This is a genomic window from Mesorhizobium sp. B2-5-3 (assembly GCF_006441005.1).
Classification (GTDB): domain Bacteria; phylum Pseudomonadota; class Alphaproteobacteria; order Rhizobiales; family Rhizobiaceae; genus Mesorhizobium.
Map to the genome: position 1 here is coordinate 245,197 of NZ_VFUS01000005.1, position 15,404 is coordinate 260,600.

The 15,404-nt window shown below is 63.9% G+C and carries 12 protein-coding genes; 9 read left to right on the forward strand and 3 right to left on the reverse strand.

Annotated elements, in window-relative coordinates; genetic code table 11:
* Positions 1 to 25 precede the first annotated feature (25 nt).
* The 9 genes from nusA to FJ867_RS14140 all read left to right on the forward strand — a co-directional run bounded on the left by nusA (position 26) and on the right by FJ867_RS14140 (position 11,619).
* The gene (gene nusA, locus FJ867_RS14100) at positions 26 to 1,621 is read left to right on the forward strand and encodes a transcription termination factor NusA (protein WP_140496790.1); all 1,596 of its coding nucleotides are present in this window, start codon (positions 26 to 28) and stop codon (positions 1,619 to 1,621) included.
* A gap of 38 nt (positions 1,622 to 1,659) precedes the next feature.
* Positions 1,660 to 2,310, forward strand: coding sequence for an RNA-binding protein (locus tag FJ867_RS14105; RefSeq protein WP_140497289.1), 651 nt, complete (start codon positions 1,660 to 1,662; stop codon positions 2,308 to 2,310).
* Complete coding sequence (infB, locus tag FJ867_RS14110; protein WP_140513170.1) at positions 2,307 to 4,880, forward strand: translation initiation factor IF-2; 2,574 nt, start codon at positions 2,307 to 2,309, stop codon at positions 4,878 to 4,880. The genes FJ867_RS14105 and infB overlap by 4 nt, the downstream gene beginning before the upstream one ends.
* Positions 4,881 to 4,994: 114 nt before the next feature.
* Complete coding sequence (rbfA, locus tag FJ867_RS14115; RefSeq protein ID WP_140496786.1) at positions 4,995 to 5,408, forward strand: 30S ribosome-binding factor RbfA; 414 nt, start codon at positions 4,995 to 4,997, stop codon at positions 5,406 to 5,408.
* A complete protein-coding gene (gene truB, locus FJ867_RS14120) occupies positions 5,408 to 6,379 on the forward strand; it encodes a tRNA pseudouridine(55) synthase TruB (RefSeq protein ID WP_140523878.1) in 972 nt (323 codons plus the stop codon). The genes rbfA and truB overlap by 1 nt, the downstream gene beginning before the upstream one ends.
* Before the next feature lie 44 nt (positions 6,380 to 6,423).
* Positions 6,424 to 7,518: a magnesium/cobalt transporter CorA gene (corA, locus tag FJ867_RS14125; protein ID WP_140513174.1), complete on the forward strand. Its 1,095-nt coding sequence runs from the start codon at positions 6,424 to 6,426 to the stop codon at positions 7,516 to 7,518.
* 139 nt (positions 7,519 to 7,657) lie between these two features.
* Complete coding sequence (gene rpsO, locus FJ867_RS14130; protein WP_281405124.1) at positions 7,658 to 7,969, forward strand: 30S ribosomal protein S15; 312 nt, start codon at positions 7,658 to 7,660, stop codon at positions 7,967 to 7,969.
* A gap of 413 nt (positions 7,970 to 8,382) precedes the next feature.
* Complete coding sequence (pnp, locus tag FJ867_RS14135; RefSeq protein WP_140513176.1) at positions 8,383 to 10,530, forward strand: polyribonucleotide nucleotidyltransferase; 2,148 nt, start codon at positions 8,383 to 8,385, stop codon at positions 10,528 to 10,530.
* 69 nt (positions 10,531 to 10,599) lie between these two features.
* Positions 10,600 to 11,619, forward strand: a complete 1,020-nt coding sequence (locus tag FJ867_RS14140; protein WP_140513178.1) for a class I SAM-dependent methyltransferase — start codon at positions 10,600 to 10,602, stop codon at positions 11,617 to 11,619.
* Positions 11,620 to 11,637: 18 nt separating this feature from the next.
* Here the strand turns inward: FJ867_RS14140 and FJ867_RS14145 are convergent, their stop codons facing one another.
* The 3 genes from FJ867_RS14145 to fabB all read right to left on the reverse strand — a co-directional run bounded on the left by FJ867_RS14145 (position 11,638) and on the right by fabB (position 15,372).
* Positions 11,638 to 13,182, reverse strand: coding sequence for a bifunctional diguanylate cyclase/phosphodiesterase (locus tag FJ867_RS14145; RefSeq protein ID WP_140513180.1), 1,545 nt, complete (start codon positions 13,180 to 13,182; stop codon positions 11,638 to 11,640).
* A gap of 125 nt (positions 13,183 to 13,307) precedes the next feature.
* The gene (gene fabI / locus FJ867_RS14150; protein ID WP_140513182.1) at positions 13,308 to 14,120 is read right to left on the reverse strand and encodes an enoyl-ACP reductase FabI; all 813 of its coding nucleotides are present in this window, start codon (positions 14,118 to 14,120) and stop codon (positions 13,308 to 13,310) included.
* 31 nt (positions 14,121 to 14,151) lie between these two features.
* Positions 14,152 to 15,372: a beta-ketoacyl-ACP synthase I gene (gene fabB, locus FJ867_RS14155; RefSeq protein ID WP_140496770.1), complete on the reverse strand. Its 1,221-nt coding sequence runs from the start codon at positions 15,370 to 15,372 to the stop codon at positions 14,152 to 14,154.
* Between the last annotated feature and the right edge of the window lie 32 nt (positions 15,373 to 15,404).

The following is a 15,404-nucleotide window of genomic DNA, read 5'->3' on the forward strand; positions in this document are numbered from 1 at the left end:
GGCAAACAGGCTCGGGAGAAAAAACATGGTTGTAAGCGCCAACAGACTTGAACTGCTGCAGATTGCCGATGCGGTCGCGCGTGAAAAGTCGATCGACAAGTCGATCGTCATCGCCGCCATGGCTGATGCGATCCAGAAGGCGGCACGCTCGCGTTATGGCCAGGAGACCAACATCCGCGCCGACATCAACCCCAACACCGGTGAGATGAAGCTGCAGCGGCTGATGGAAGTGGTCGAGAAGGTCGACGACTATGCCACGCAGATCGCCATTTCCTCGGCGCGCGAGCGCAATCCCGACGCCCAGCTCGGCGACTTCATCGCCGAACAGCTGCCGCCGATGGATTTCGGCCGCATCGCCGCCCAGTCGGCCAAGCAGGTCATCGTGCAGAAGGTGCGCGAGGCCGAGCGCGACCGCCAGTATGACGAATACAAGGACCGCATCGGCGAGATCGTCAACGGAACCGTCAAGCGCGTCGAATACGGCAATGTCATCGTCGATCTCGGCCGTGGCGAAGCGATCATCCGCCGCGACGAGCTGATCCCGCGCGAAAACTACAAATATGGCGATCGCGTCCGCGCCTATGTCTACGACGTGCGCCGTGAGCAGCGCGGCCCGCAGATCTTCCTGTCGCGCACCCATCCGCAGTTCATGGCCAAGCTCTTCACCATGGAAGTGCCGGAGATCTATGACGGCATTATCGAGATCAAGTCGGTCGCCCGCGATCCCGGTTCGCGCGCCAAGATCGCCGTCATCTCGCGCGACAGCTCGATCGATCCGGTCGGCGCCTGCGTCGGCATGCGCGGCAGCCGCGTCCAGGCGGTCGTCGCCGAATTGCAGGGCGAGAAGATCGACATCATTCCGTGGTCGCCCTCGGCCGCATCCTTCATCGTCAATGCGTTGCAGCCGGCGGAAGTCGCCAAGGTCGTGCTCGACGAAGACGCCGAGCGCATCGAAGTGGTGGTGCCGGACGACCAGCTGTCGCTGGCCATCGGCCGCCGCGGCCAGAATGTGCGCCTCGCTTCGCAGCTCACCGGCTGGGATATCGACATCCTGACCGAGGCCGAGGAATCCGAGCGCCGCCAGAAGGAATTCGTCGAGCGCTCGGCGCTGTTCATGGAAGCTCTCGACGTCGACGAGATGGTCGGCCAGGTGCTCGCCTCCGAAGGCTTCACCAGCGTCGAGGAAGTCGCCTATGTCGATGCCGGCGAAATCGCCTCGATCGACGGCTTCGATGAGGATACCGCCTCGGAGATCCAGACCCGGGCCCGCGAATATCTGGAGAAGATCGAAGCCGAGCACGACGAAAAGCGCAAGGCGCTGGGCGTCAAGGACGAGCTGCGCGAAATCCCCGGCATCACCACCGCCATGATGGTGACGCTCGGCGAGGACGGCGTGAAGACGATCGAGGATTTCGCCGGCTATGCCGCCGACGACCTCACCGGCTGGAAGGAACGCAAGGACGGCGAGACCAAGGTGTATCCGGGCGTGCTGGCCGATCATGGCGTTTCGCGCGCCGATGCCGAGCAGATGGTGCTCGCGGCCCGTCTCAAGGCCGGCTGGATTTCCGAAGACGAGCTTGCAGCCGAAGAAGCGCCGGCTGACGAAGCCGTTGGTGCGTGAGGTGAAACCGCATCGCACAGAAACCGCCCTTGGACGAGATGAACGATCGCACCTGCATCGTCACCCGCAAGCAGGCCGAACCGGATGAACTGATCCGGTTCGTCGTCGGCCCGGATTCGGCCGTCGTTCCGGATCTCAAGAGAAATCTGCCCGGCCGTGGTTGCTGGGTGAGCGCCGACCGCCTACATATCGACAAGGCGGCGGCCAAGAACCTTTTTAGCCGCGCCTTTAAGGCACAGGTGGTCGTGCCGCCCGATCTCGGCGGCATGGTCGATGGGCTGCTTTCCAGATCCGCCCTTGGCATGCTGGGTCTCGCTCGCAAGGCAGGGGCGATCGCGCTGGGCGCCACCAAGGTGGAGAGCGCGGTGCGCGGTGGATTGGCGCTTTTCGTGCTCCACGCGACCGAAGCCTCAGACGATGGCGTGCGCAAGATCAGCCAGGCGCGGCGGGCGACCGTCCATATTGGCGGCCCCTCCATCCTTGCCTACAAACTTTTCTCCGAGGCCGAGTTGAGCTTGGCATTGGGGGGTACAAATGTGATACATGCTGCCGTCCTCGCGGGAGACGCGGGTAAGGCGGTCCAGAAGCGCATGGTTGCGCTCGACCGATATCGGGGCGGTACCCCGGACGATCTGGCAATGCTTGCGGCCGTTGCTGACGAAGATGAGGCCGCAGAGGATATGGAATGAGCGATACGAAATCGGGCGACGACAAGACGTTGAGTGTTACGCCGAAGAAGACCTTGACGCTGAAGCGCCCCGGCATGGAACAGGGCACCGTGCGCCAGAACTTCTCGCACGGCCGCACCAAGTCGGTCGTGGTCGAGACCAAGAAGCGCAAATTCTCGCTGCCCGGCGACAAGCCGGAGCCGGCGGTGGCGGCACCCGTGTTCACCCCGAAGCCGGCGGTCGCGGCGGCTCCCGTCGTGCAGGAGGCACCCAAGGCGCCGCCTCCACCTCCGCCGGCACCGGTCGAGCGCAGCGGCATGGTGTTGAACGAACTGTCGCGCAGCGAAATGGAAGCGCGCCGCAGGGCGCTCGAAGGCTCCAAAGCGCGCGAGGTCGAGGACCGCCAGCGCGCCGTCGAGGAAGCCAAGCGCCGCGCCGAGGATGAGGAGCGCCGCAAGCGCGAGCGCGAGGAATCCGCACGCCGCCAGGCCGAGGAAGAAGCGCGGTTGCAGGCCGAGGCCGAATCCCGCCGCCGCGCCGAGGAAGAGGCGCGTCGCCGCGCGCCGCAGGCCGCCGAACTGGCGACCGCCGACGAGGAAGAAGAGGTCAAGCCGAAGCGGACTGGCGCCGGTGCGCCGGTGCGCCGTCTGGTGACGCCCGAAGTGGCGCGTCCGGCCAAGCCGACCAAGGGCGAGGAAGACCGCCGTCGCGGCAAGCTGACTTTGAACTCCGCGCTTTCCGACGAGGATGCGCGGGCCCGTTCGCTGTCGTCGATGCGCCGCCGCCAGGAAAAGTTCAAGCGCGCGATGCACAATGAGCCGCGCGAGAAGGTTATGCGCGAAGTGATCCTGCCCGAAACCATCACTATCCAGGAACTGGCGCAGCGCATGTCCGAGCGCGCCGTCGATGTGGTCAAGTTCTTCATGAAGCAGGGCCAGATCCTGAAGCCGGGCGACGTCATCGACGCCGACACGGCGGAACTGGTCGCCACCGAATTCGGCCACACGGTCCGCCGCGTCGCCGAGTCCGACATCGAGGAAGGCCTGTTCAACATCGCCGACCGTCCGGAAGACCTGGTGTCGCGGCCGCCTGTCGTGACCATCATGGGGCATGTCGACCACGGCAAGACCTCGCTGCTCGACGCGATCCGCAACGCCAATGTCGTCTCCGGCGAGGCCGGCGGCATCACCCAGCATATCGGCGCCTATCAGGTCGAGAAGAACGGTCAGAAGATCACCTTCATCGACACGCCCGGCCACGCCGCCTTCACGGCCATGCGCGCCCGCGGCGCCCAGGCCACCGACATTGCCATCCTGGTGGTGGCGGCCGACGACAGCGTGATGCCGCAGACGATCGAATCGATCAGCCATGCCAAGGCGGCCGGCGTTCCGATCATCGTGGCGATCAACAAGATCGACAAGCATGACGCCGATCCGCAGAAAGTGCGCTCCGAGCTGTTGCGCCACGAAGTGTTCGTGGAATCGATGGGCGGCGAGGTGCTGGACGTCGAAGTGTCGGCGACCAAGGGCACCAATCTCGACAAGCTGCTCGAAGCGATCCTGCTGCAGGCCGAAATCCTCGACCTCAAGGCCAATCCGGACCGCACCGCCGAGGGCGTCGTCATCGAGGCGCAGCTCGACAAGGGCCGTGGCCCCGTCGCCACCGTGCTGGTGCAGACCGGCACGCTGATGCCGGGCGACATCCTTGTCGCCGGCAATGAATGGGGCCGGGTGCGCGCGCTGGTCGACGATCGTGGCGAACACGTCAAGGAAGCGCCGCCGGCGATGCCGGTCGAGGTGCTCGGCCTCCAGGGCACGCCGCAGGCCGGCGACCGCTTCGCCGTGGTCAACAACGAGGCCCGCGCCCGCGAGATCACCGAGTACCGCCAGCGTCTGGCCCGCGAGAAGGCGGTTGCCCGTCATGCCGGCCAGCGCGGTTCGCTCGAACAGATGATGTCGCAGCTGCAGACGAGCGGACTGAAGGAGTTCCCGCTGGTCATCAAGGGTGACGTGCAGGGTTCGATCGAGGCGATCAACGCAGCGCTCGACAAGCTCGGCACCGACGAGGTGCGTGCGCGCATCGTCCATGCCGGCGCCGGCGCCATCACCGAAAGCGACGTGTCACTGGCGGAGACGTCGGGCGCGGCGATCATCGGCTTCAACGTCCGCGCCAATGTGCAGGCACGCGCCGCTGCCGCGGCCGCTGGCATCGAGATCCGCTACTACTCGATCATCTACAACCTCGTGGATGACGTGAAGGCGGCTCTGTCGGGTATGCTCTCGCCGGAGCGTCGCGAGACCTTCATCGGCAATGCGCAGATCCTCGAGATATTCGACATCACCAAGGTCGGCAAGATCGCCGGCTGCCGTGTCACCGAAGGCAAGGTCGAGCGTGGCGCGGGCGTGCGCCTGATCCGCGACAACGTCGTCATCCACGAAGGCACGCTGAAGACGCTGAAGCGCTTCAAGGACGAGGTTTCGGAAGTCCCGGGCGGCCAGGAATGCGGCATGGCCTTCCAGAACTACGAGGACATGCGCGTCGGCGACATCATCGAGTGCTTCCGCGTCGAGATGGTAACCCGCACGCTCTGAGTTCGTGTGACGTCCGTCATGCCAGGCGGTGGCCGAGAGGCCGCCGCCTGGCAAACATTTGAGACATGAGGCACGGTCCTATCCCGCGCCCCACGCTTTCAGGATCGAGAAAAAATGCCCCGTTCGACCACATCAGGCCCATCCCAGCGCATGCTGCGCGTCGGCGAGCAGGTGCGCCATGCGCTGTCCGAAACCTTGCAGCGCGGCGAGATCATCGATCCGCTGGTCGAGAATGCCGTGGTTTCGGTGTCGGAAGTGCGCATGTCGCCCGACCTCAAGATCGCAACCGCCTTCATCTCGCCGCTCGGCGCCACGGACGCCGGCGCGGTGGTCGAGGCGCTCAACAAGCATGCCAAGTTCATCCGCGGCCGTGTCTCCGGCGCGCTGCGGCAGATGAAGTACATGCCCGAGTTTCGCTTCCGGCTCGACACCTCCTTCGACAATTTCGCCAGGATCAACGATCTCCTGAAATCGCCGGAAGTGGCGCGCGATCTGGATGCGGACGACGACGATAAGGACAGCGAATAATGGCGCGCCGCGGCAAGAAGAAGGGCCGGCCGGTCTCGGGCTGGGTGGTGCTGGACAAGCCGGTCGGCATGGGCTCGACCGAGGCCGTCTCCAAGATCAAGTGGCTGTTCCAGGCGGAGAAGGCCGGCCACGCCGGCACGCTCGATCCGCTCGCTTCCGGTATGCTGCCGATCGCGCTCGGCGAAGCCACCAAGACCGTGCCCTACGTCCAGGACGGCGCCAAGATCTACCGCTTCACCGTGGCCTGGGGGCAGGAGCGCTCGACCGACGACCTCGAAGGTCCGGTGACGAGGGACTCCGACCGGCGCCCCGTGGAGGCCGAAGTGCAGGCGCTGCTGCCGAAATACACCGGCGTCATCATGCAGACGCCGCCGCAATTCTCGGCCATCAAGATCGCGGGCGAACGCGCCTATGATCTCGCCCGCGACGGCGAGACGGTCGACATTCCCGCGCGCGAGATCGAAATCGGCCGCCTCGACATCGTCGAGCACGGGGCCGATCACACGGTTTTCGAGGTCGAATGCGGCAAGGGTACCTATGTGCGCTCGCTGGCCCGCGACATGGGCCGCGATCTCGGCTGCTTCGGCCATATTTCTGAACTGCGCCGGATCGAGGTCGAGCCGTTCACCGCCGAGGATTTCGTCACCGTCGCCGAACTGGAGGCGGCGCGCTTCGGCGAGCAGGGTCATGGCACGCAGCAACCGTCCCCCGATTCGATAGAAGCGCCGATCGATTTTGCCGCGATCGACGCGCTGCTTGTCGACACCTCGGCGGCACTCGACTGCCTGCCGCAGATAGCCATCAGCGACGATGCGGCGACGAAGATCCGCCTCGGCAATCCCGTCATCATCCGCGGCCGCGACGCGCCGGTGGAGGCCGAGGAAGCCTGCGCGACCGCGCGCGGCAAGCTGGTGGCCATCGGCGCCATCGAGCAGGGCATGTTCAAGCCCAAACGGGTCTTTGCCGGGTGAGGGCCCTCGTCTAATCTCTATGCGATATCTATCCGAGGGGCCGCATGGCAAAGGTTGAGGCGATCAAGACGCGGGCGCCGCTCAGGGCCAGGCGGCCGCCGGTCGGTGCATCGCCCGGAACGCTGATCGCCGATCCCGCGGCGCGACGCTCGGAACTGCGGCTCACCCTGATCTCGCCGCAAAAGTCCAAAACGATCGACAATGCCAGCATCGACGACGTCAATGCCAATTGCGAAAAGTGGCCGGTCATCTGGCTGGACTGCACCGGCCTGGCCAATATCGAGCTGATCAAGGAGATCGGCCGCATCTTCAGCCTGCATCCGCTGGCGCTGGAGGACGTCGTCAACACGGGCCAGCGGCCGAAGGTGGATTTCTACGAAGACCATGCTTTCGTGGTCGTGCGGATGATCGACGACGTCGCCTCCCACCGCTACGAGCAGATCGCCGTTTTCCTTGGCAAGAATTTCGTCGTCACCTTCCAGGAGCGCGAAGGCGATCCGTTCGATCCGGTGCGCAAGCGCATCGAAAGCTCGGCGCCGAACCGGCTGCGCGCCCGTGGCGCCGACTATCTCGCCTATGCGCTGATCGACGCCATCGTCGATAGCTACTTTCCGCCGATCGAGGCGGCCGGCGAACTCGTCGACAGCATCGAGGACCAGATGCTGCACGCACCGCACAAGCATCAGATGCAGCAGCTTCATGGATTGCGGCACGACGCCAATGTGCTGAAGGGGGTGCTGTGGCCGGTGCGCGATGCGCTAGCGACGCTGATCCGCAACGACGTGTCCTATGTGAAGGCCGAAACCAAGGTCTTCCTGAACGATACGCTCGACCACGCGCTGCGGCTGATCGAGCTGGTCGAGAACCAGCGCGACATGCTGACCGGCCTGATCGAGATGCATCTGTCGCTGAGCCAGGCACGCACCAACGACGTCATTTCCTATCTGACGATCGTCTCGGTCATCTTCATGCCGCTCACGTTTCTGGTCGGCGTCTGGGGCATGAATTTCGATCCGGAGACGTCGCCTTGGAACATGCCTGAGCTGAAGGCCTATTACGGCTATCCCTTGTCGCTGCTGTTCATGGCCGTGGTCGCGGTTGGGCTGATTGCCTTCTTCAAATGGAAAAAATGGCTTTGACAGGGATAACTTGCCGTTTTGGCGTGAAAAGCCGGCTTCGTGAATTGGGCTGGTGTTTTCTTGGGAATTGCACTATATGCGCCGCAGCTTAGCGCTATGACGCTCTGCTTGCACCGGCCCCTGCTGGACGACATCCCGGCTGAGGGCGACCCGTTTCCTCGAACAGATAAGGAAAAACACGATGTCGATTACTGCCGAGCGCAAACAGGAATTGATGACTGAATTCGCAACCGCCAAGGGCGACACCGGGTCTCCGGAAGTTCAGGTAGCCATCCTTTCCGAGCGCATCAAGAACCTGACCGACCATTTCAAGGACCACAAGAAGGATAACCATTCCCGCCGTGGTCTGCTCGCTCTCGTCTCCCAGCGCCGAAGCCTGCTTGATTATCTCAAGCGCAAGGACGACACGCGCTACCAGACGCTGATCGAGAAGCTCGGCCTGCGCCGTTGACGAATTGACCGGCGGGCCTCACAAGGGCCCGCCGGTCGCGCATTTGAGCACCGGACCAATCCGATCTCGAATGCAGGTACTGGAGCGCCGCGCACCCATCCGGATGCCGGACGGACGCTCCAACAAGTTGAGTTTGCGCGTGACGCATTCCACAAGCCGCTGCTTGTGGGGTCATGCGCAGGGCCAGTCGGATCGATTGGCCAAATCCGGTTTCGAGCGTGCAGAGGGCCCCCTCGAAGCCACCCCATGGACGGTCATGGGGCAGGATTGCAGGACGCTCGCGCGGCCATCCGGCCGACATGGATCGAGCTTCCCGTTGTCTTGCCCGTGGCTGCCCGAGAAAGGAAGCCAGGGGAAAGGGCACCCGCGCACGCTGAAACGGCGCGGCCCTTTCCTCATATGAAGGACAAGACATGTTCAATCACCACAAAGTGGAAATCGAATGGGGCGGTCGCCCGCTCATCCTCGAAACCGGCAAGATCGCGCGCCAGGCCGACGGCGCCGTGCTCGCCACCTACGGCGAGACCAAGGTTCTCGCCACGGTCGTTTCGATGAAGGAGCCCAAGCCGGGCCTCGACTTCTTTCCGCTGACCGTCAACTACCAGGAAAAGACCTACGCCGCCGGCAAGATCCCGGGCGGCTATTTCAAGCGTGAAGGTCGTCCGAGCGAAAAGGAAACGCTGGTTTCGCGCCTCATCGACCGCCCGATCCGCCCACTCTTTGCCGACGGCTACAAGAACGACACGCAGATCGTCGTCACCGTCGTCCAGCATGATCTCGAGAACGATCCGGACATCCTGTCGATCGTCGCCACCTCGGCGGCCCTGACCCTGTCGGGCGTGCCCTTCATGGGCCCGATCGGCGGCGCCCGCGTCGGCTACATCAACGGCGAATACGTGCTCAACCCGCATGTCGACGAGATGCAGGAATCCAAGCTCGACCTGATCGTCGCCGGCACCGCCGACGCCGTGCTGATGGTCGAGTCCGAAGCCAAGGAGCTCGGCGAAGACCTGATGCTCGGCGCGGTCATGTTCGGCCATCGCGGTTTCCAGCCGGTGATCGACGCGATCATCAAGCTGGCCGAAGTCGCCGCCAAGGACCCGCGCGACTTCACCGCGCCGGACTATTCCGCTCTCGAAGCCGAGATGCTGAAGATCGTCGGCGACGAGCTTCGCGACGCCTACAAGATCACCGACAAGCAGAAGCGCTATGCCGCCGTGGACGCCGTCAAGGCCAAGGTCAAGGCGGCCTTCGCTCCGGCCGAAGGCGAAGAGCCGAAATATTCCTCCGAGCAGATCGGCAGCGTGTTCAAGGAGCTCCAAGCCAAGGTCGTGCGCTGGAACATTCTCGACACTGGTTCGCGCATTGACGGCCGTGACCTGAAGACCGTGCGCAAGATCGTATCCGAGGTCGGCGTCCTGCCGCGCACCCACGGTTCGGCGCTGTTCACCCGCGGCGAGACCCAGGCGCTGGTCGTCGCCACGCTGGGCACCGGCGAGGACGAGCAGTATGTCGATTCGCTGACCGGCATGTACAAGGAGAAGTTCCTCCTCCACTACAACTTCCCTCCCTATTCCGTCGGCGAGACCGGCCGCATGGGCTCGCCCGGCCGCCGCGAGATCGGCCACGGCAAGCTCGCCTGGCGCGCCATCCGCCCGATGCTGCCGACATCAGACCAGTTCCCCTACACGCTGCGCGTGGTCTCGGAGATCACCGAGTCCAACGGCTCGTCGTCGATGGCAACCGTCTGCGGCACCTCGCTGGCGCTGATGGACGCCGGCGTGCCGCTGGCCAAGCCGGTCGCCGGTATCGCCATGGGCCTGATCAAGGAAGGTGAGCGCTTCGCCGTGCTCTCCGACATCCTGGGCGACGAGGATCACCTCGGCGACATGGATTTCAAGGTCGCCGGCACCGCCAACGGCATCACCTCCTTGCAGATGGACATCAAGATCGAGGGCATCACCGAGGAGATCATGAAGATCGCTCTCGACCAGGCCAAGGACGGTCGTCAGCATATTCTCGGCGAAATGGGCCACGCGCTGTCCGGCGCGCGCGCCGAGCTCGGCGAGTTCGCGCCGCGCATCGAGGTCATGCACATCCCGACCGACAAGATCCGCGACGTGATCGGTTCCGGTGGCAAGGTCATCCGCGAGATCGTCGAGAAGACCGGCGCCAAGATCAACATCGAGGATGACGGCACGGTCAAGATCGCTTCGGCGAACGCCAAGGAGATCGAGGCGGCGAAGAAGTGGATCCACACCATCGTCGCCGAGCCGGAAGTCGGCGAAATCTACGAAGGCACGGTCGTCAAGACCGCCGACTTCGGCGCTTTCGTCAACTTCTTCGGCCCGCGTGACGGCCTCGTCCACATCTCGCAGCTTGCCAACGACCGGGTCGCCAAGACTTCGGACGTCGTCAAGGAAGGCGACAAGGTGTGGGTCAAGCTGATGGGCTTCGACGAGCGCGGCAAGGTCCGCCTGTCGATGAAGGTCGTCGACCAGGCCACCGGCAAGGAAATCGTTCGCGACAAGAAGGCCGAGAGCGAAGAAAACGCCGCCTGAACTGGCTAACGGAAAAATCGAAGCGGGCGCGGCTCATGTCGCGCCCGTTTTCGTTTATGGAGCAAAGGCATGTCCGCTGAAGTGCTGAAGACGCTGTTCCATCCATTCGAGGCCGAGGCGGTCGCCTTGCCGCGAAAGGGCGAGCGCATGCTTTTTCTCGGGGCCGAATCCGGCTTGCGGACACCGCGGGACTTCGACGCCGAGCTGCACGTGGTGCAAGGCTTCCGGCCGCATTTTCGCGCGCTGCAAGCCGCGGGCTTCACTGTCACCCCGCAAACGCAGGGCGATGGCTTTGACGCCGCGCTGGTGCTCGCGGGCCGCCATCGCGGCCAGAACGAGCTGCGCATCGCGGATGCGCTGGAGCGCGTCACCGAGGGCGGATTGATCGTCATTGCCGGCGGCAAGGATGATGGCATCGCCAGCCTGCGCAAGCGCATGGACGAGCTTGTGCCGCTCGAAGGCCATCTGCCCAAATATCACGGCATCGCCTTCTGGCTTCGCCGGCCGGCCGGGACGGAGACGGCAGCAGCGCTGCGTGCCGCCAATCCCGCCGGGCTGGTCGACGGCCGCTTCAGCACGGCGCCCGGCATGTTTTCCTTCGATCGTGTCGATGCCGGTTCGAAGTTGCTGGCGGACCATCTTCCGGCCGACCTGCGCGGCCATGTCGCCGATTTCTGCGCCGGCTGGGGCTATCTGGCGGCGGAGATGGAAGCGCGTTCGCCCGGCATCTCGGCACTTGATCTCTATGAGGCGGATTTCGCTTCGCTCGAAGCCGCCAAAGCCAATCTTGCCACGGCCAGCCAGTCGGTTGCGAAAGGTTTCTTCTGGACGGACCTGCAGGGGGAGCCGGTCGAGCGTCGCTACGACGCGGTCATCATGAACCCGCCTTTTCATCGCAGCCGCGCGGCCGAACCGGAGATCGGCGCCGGCCTGATCCGGGCAGCGGCAAAGGCGCTGAAGCCGGGAGCGCGGCTGTACATGGTGGCGAACCGCCAGCTGCCCTACGAGCCGGTACTGGCCGCCGCCTTCTCCAGCCATGCCGAGCTCGCCCGTGACGGCATGTTCAAGGTTCTTTCCGCGCGTCGCTGACACGCAACAGCGTGGCACTCAGTGCAGATTGGCGACGCGCCTCGAATCCTCGATGACATGTCCCTCGCCGGCCATGACCGCAAGCGGCGCCGGCCGGCCGAACAGATAGCCTTGCACCACCTCGCAACCGGCTGCCCTGAGCAGTGTCGCCTGGTCCTCTGTCTCGACACCCTCGGCAATGATACTGACGCCGAGTGCTCGCGAGAGGCCGACAATGGTCGATACGACGGCGCCGGAGCTCGAATCCGTATCGATGCGGCTGACGAAGGAGCGGTCGATCTTCAGCTTGCCGAATGAAAAATCGATCAGGTAGCTGAGATTGGAATAGCCGGTGCCGAAATCGTCGACGGCAACCGAGATGCCCATATCGGCAAGCTCTTTCAGGATGGCGGCGGCGCGGTCGCGGTCCTGCATCATGGCCGTCTCGGTGACTTCCAGCTCCAGCCGCGAGGGCTTGATGCCGGTGGTCCGCATCGTGTCGCGCACGAGGCCGATGAAGTCCTTGGTCATGAACTGGACCGGCGAGATGTTGACGGCGACGAAGCAGTCGTCGGGTAAATGGCGGGCGTCGCTGCATGCCTTGCGCAGAACCCATTCGCCGATCGGATTGATCATGCCGGTTTCCTCGGCGATCTGGATGAACTCCAGAGGTGGGATCATGCCGCGTTCTGGATGGTTCCAGCGGATCAGCGCTTCATAGCCGACGATGCGGCCGCTCGGCAGGTCCAGCTGCGGCTGATAGTGAAGGTCGAAATCACCGCGCTCGAATGCGATGTGCAGCTCGGATTCGACCCATTGGCGATGATCGGCGACCCGCCCCATCTCGGTATCGAAGACCGACCAGTTGCCGACTCCCCTGGCGCGCGCATTTTGCAGCGCCAGGTTGGAGCGGCGCAGGATGAGGACCGGGTCGACGCCGTCCTTGGGCATCGCCACGATGCCCACCGACAGGCTCACCGATTGCTGGTGGCTGCTGAGCTCATAGGGCTCCATCATCTCGTCGATGAGCCTCTCCACCATAGCTTCCATCGTTCCCTGAATCTGATGATCGGGAAGCAGCACCGCGAACTCGCCGGCGCCGATGCGCCCGATCTGCACGCGCTCGGGCACGCAGGCCTGCAGCCGCTTGGTAAAGGCGCGGATCAATTCGTCGCCCTGGCTGTAGCCGATCGCGTCGTTGATCTGCTTGAACCGGTCGATGTCGATGTCGATGAGGAACATCGGGGCCCCGGTGCGGCTCGTCGCGCAGGCTGCCTCGGCGATCTTGCCGACCATCGCCGGACGCGCCAGCAATCCGGTCAGCTTGTCGAACTGGGTTTCGTTGAAGACGAAATCAGCCGATTCATCGACGCCGGCGAAGAAAGACATCGCGGCTCCCGCCGCCGCCAATGCGCAAAGGGCAGCCATGATCGCCACCATCACGTCCGCCGGCATGCCGGCAAAGCCGTCGCCAAGCGCGTGCTTCAGCCCCCAGATGCCGAGAATGAAACTGCCAATGCCCGAACTGGCTATGGTGATCAGCCGGAACACCGGTGTGCGGTTCGGGTTGCTGACGGCAGGCATTGAAAGTCCCCAAATTGCGGGACTCTATAGCCGACAGGCCCTTAAAATGAGTTTCCGCGAATGCATCCAATTTTATTGGAAGGGAATTATTTCTTCGCAGGAGAAAGACTATTTCGCGAAATGGCCTATTCGCTCGCGCGATCCGTCTGCTTCAGCTCCTCAAGCGTCGGCATGGAAACGATATGATAGCCGGAATCGACATAGTGGATTTCGCCGGTGACGCCGGAAGCGAGGTCGGACAGGAGATAGAGTGCCGAGCCGCCGACCTCGTCGATGGTCACGGTGCGGCGCAGCGGAGAATTGCGCTGCTGGTAAGAGAACATGTGGCGCGCATCGGAAATCCCGGCGCCGGCAAGCGTTCGCACCGGTCCGGCCGATATGCCGTTCACCCTGATGCCGCGCGGGCCGTAATCGTTGGCGAGATAGCGCACGCTGGCCTCGAGGCCGGCCTTGGCGACGCCCATGACGTTATAGTTCGGCATGACGCGCACCGAACCGGCATAGGTCAGGGTGATCATCGATCCGCCATCCTGCATCAGGGCCGCGGCGTGGCGCGCGACCTCGGTGAAGGAATAGCAGGAGATGACCATGGTGCGGATGAAATTGTCGCGGCTGGTGTCGGCGTAGAGGCCCTTGAGCTCATTCTTGTCTGAAAAGCCGATGGCATGGACCACGAAGTCGAGCCCGCCCCAGGCCTTGCCCAAGGTCTCGAAGGTGGCGTGGACCGAGGCGCTGTCCTCGACATCGCAGGGAACCACCAGCGCCGCGCCGAGCTTGTCGGCAAGCGGCTTGACCCGGCGGCCGAAGGCGTCACCCTGGTAGGTGAAGGCAAGTTCGGCCCCATGTTCGGACAGTTTCCGGGCTATGCCCCAGGCGATCGAATGATCGTTGGCGACGCCCATGACAAGCCCGCGCTTGCCCTTCATCAATCCGTCCATGATCGCCAATCCTCGTGGAAAAAACGTGGCCTTATGCGGAATAGCGCTGGAAAACCAGCGTTGCGTTGGTGCCACCAAAGCCGAAGGAATTGGACAAAACGGTGTCGATCCTGGCGTTGTCGATGCGCTTTCGCACCACCGGCATGCCCTCGAATTCGGGGTCGAGAGTCTCGATATGGGCGCTTTCGCCGATGAAACCGCCTTGCATCATCAGGATCGAATAGATGGATTCCTGCACGCCGGCCGCGCCCAGCGAATGGCCCGTCAGCGATTTGGTCGAGGTGATGAAGGGCATCTTCTCGCCGAACACCTCGCGGATCGCGCCCATTTCGCGGGAATCCCCCACCGGCGTCGAGGTCCCATGGGTGTTGATGTAGTCGACCGGGGTGGTGACGGTCGCCAGCGCCTGCCGCATGCAGCGGACCGCGCCTTCGCCCGAGGGCGCAACCATGTCGAAGCCGTCCGAGGTGGCGCCGTAGCCGACGATCTCTGCATAGATCTTGGCGCCGCGCGCCTTGGCATGCTCCAGTTCCTCGAGCACCAGCACGCCGGCGCCGCCGGCGATGACGAAGCCGTCGCGATCGACGTCATAGGCGCGGGAAGCGGCAGATGCCCTGTCATTGTACTTCGACGACATGGCGCCCATGGCATCGAACAGGTCCGACATCGTCCAGTCGAGATCTTCGTGGCCGCCGGCGAACACCATGTCCTGCTTGCCCCACTGGATCAGTTCGTAGCCATTGCCGATGCAATGCGCCGAGGTCGAACAGGCCGACGAGATCGAATAGTTGACGCCGTGGATCTTGAACCAGGTGGCCAGCGTCGCCGACGCGGTCGACGACATCGCCTTCGGCACCGCGAATGGGCCGATGCGCTTGGGGCTGCCATTCTTGAGCGTGGTTTCGGCCGCCTCGACGATGGTGCGGGTGGAAGGCCCGCCCGAGCCCATGACGATGCCGGTGCGCTCATTGGTGATGTCGCTCTCGCCAAGGCCGGCATCGGCGATCGCCTGGTCCATGGCGACATGGTTCCAGGCCGCTCCCTGGCTCAGGAAGCGCATTGCGCGGCGATCGATCATGGCGCTGGGATCGAGCGTCGGCGCGCCCCAGACCTGACAGCGGAAGCCGTGCTCGGCGAAGGAGTCGGAGAAGCTGATGCCGGATTTGGCGTCATGCAGCGAGGCTTGCACCTCGTTGGCATTGTTGCCGATCGACGACACGATGCCGAGGCCTGTGACTACGACACGTCTCATTCGCAACTCCTTCCAGGAATGCTGGCCACGAA

What these genes read in the sequence shown, in the direction of transcription:
- infB (WP_140513170.1), top strand. Translation starts at nt 2,307, where the DNA reads ATGAGCGATACGAAATCGGGCGACGACAAGACGTTGAGTGTTACGCCG.
- FJ867_RS14145 (WP_140513180.1), bottom strand. Translation starts at nt 13,182, where the DNA reads ATGCCTGCCGTCAGCAACCCGAACCGCACACCGGTGTTCCGGCTGATC.
- truB (WP_140523878.1), top strand. Translation starts at nt 5,408, where the DNA reads ATGGCGCGCCGCGGCAAGAAGAAGGGCCGGCCGGTCTCGGGCTGGGTG.
- FJ867_RS14140 (WP_140513178.1), top strand. Translation starts at nt 10,600, where the DNA reads ATGTCCGCTGAAGTGCTGAAGACGCTGTTCCATCCATTCGAGGCCGAG.
- pnp (WP_140513176.1), top strand. Translation starts at nt 8,383, where the DNA reads ATGTTCAATCACCACAAAGTGGAAATCGAATGGGGCGGTCGCCCGCTC.
- nusA (WP_140496790.1), top strand. Translation starts at nt 26, where the DNA reads ATGGTTGTAAGCGCCAACAGACTTGAACTGCTGCAGATTGCCGATGCG.
- FJ867_RS14105 (WP_140497289.1), top strand. Translation starts at nt 1,660, where the DNA reads ATGAACGATCGCACCTGCATCGTCACCCGCAAGCAGGCCGAACCGGAT.
- fabI (WP_140513182.1), bottom strand. Translation starts at nt 14,120, where the DNA reads ATGGACGGATTGATGAAGGGCAAGCGCGGGCTTGTCATGGGCGTCGCC.
- rbfA (WP_140496786.1), top strand. Translation starts at nt 4,995, where the DNA reads ATGCCCCGTTCGACCACATCAGGCCCATCCCAGCGCATGCTGCGCGTC.
- fabB (WP_140496770.1), bottom strand. Translation starts at nt 15,372, where the DNA reads ATGAGACGTGTCGTAGTCACAGGCCTCGGCATCGTGTCGTCGATCGGC.
- corA (WP_140513174.1), top strand. Translation starts at nt 6,424, where the DNA reads ATGGCAAAGGTTGAGGCGATCAAGACGCGGGCGCCGCTCAGGGCCAGG.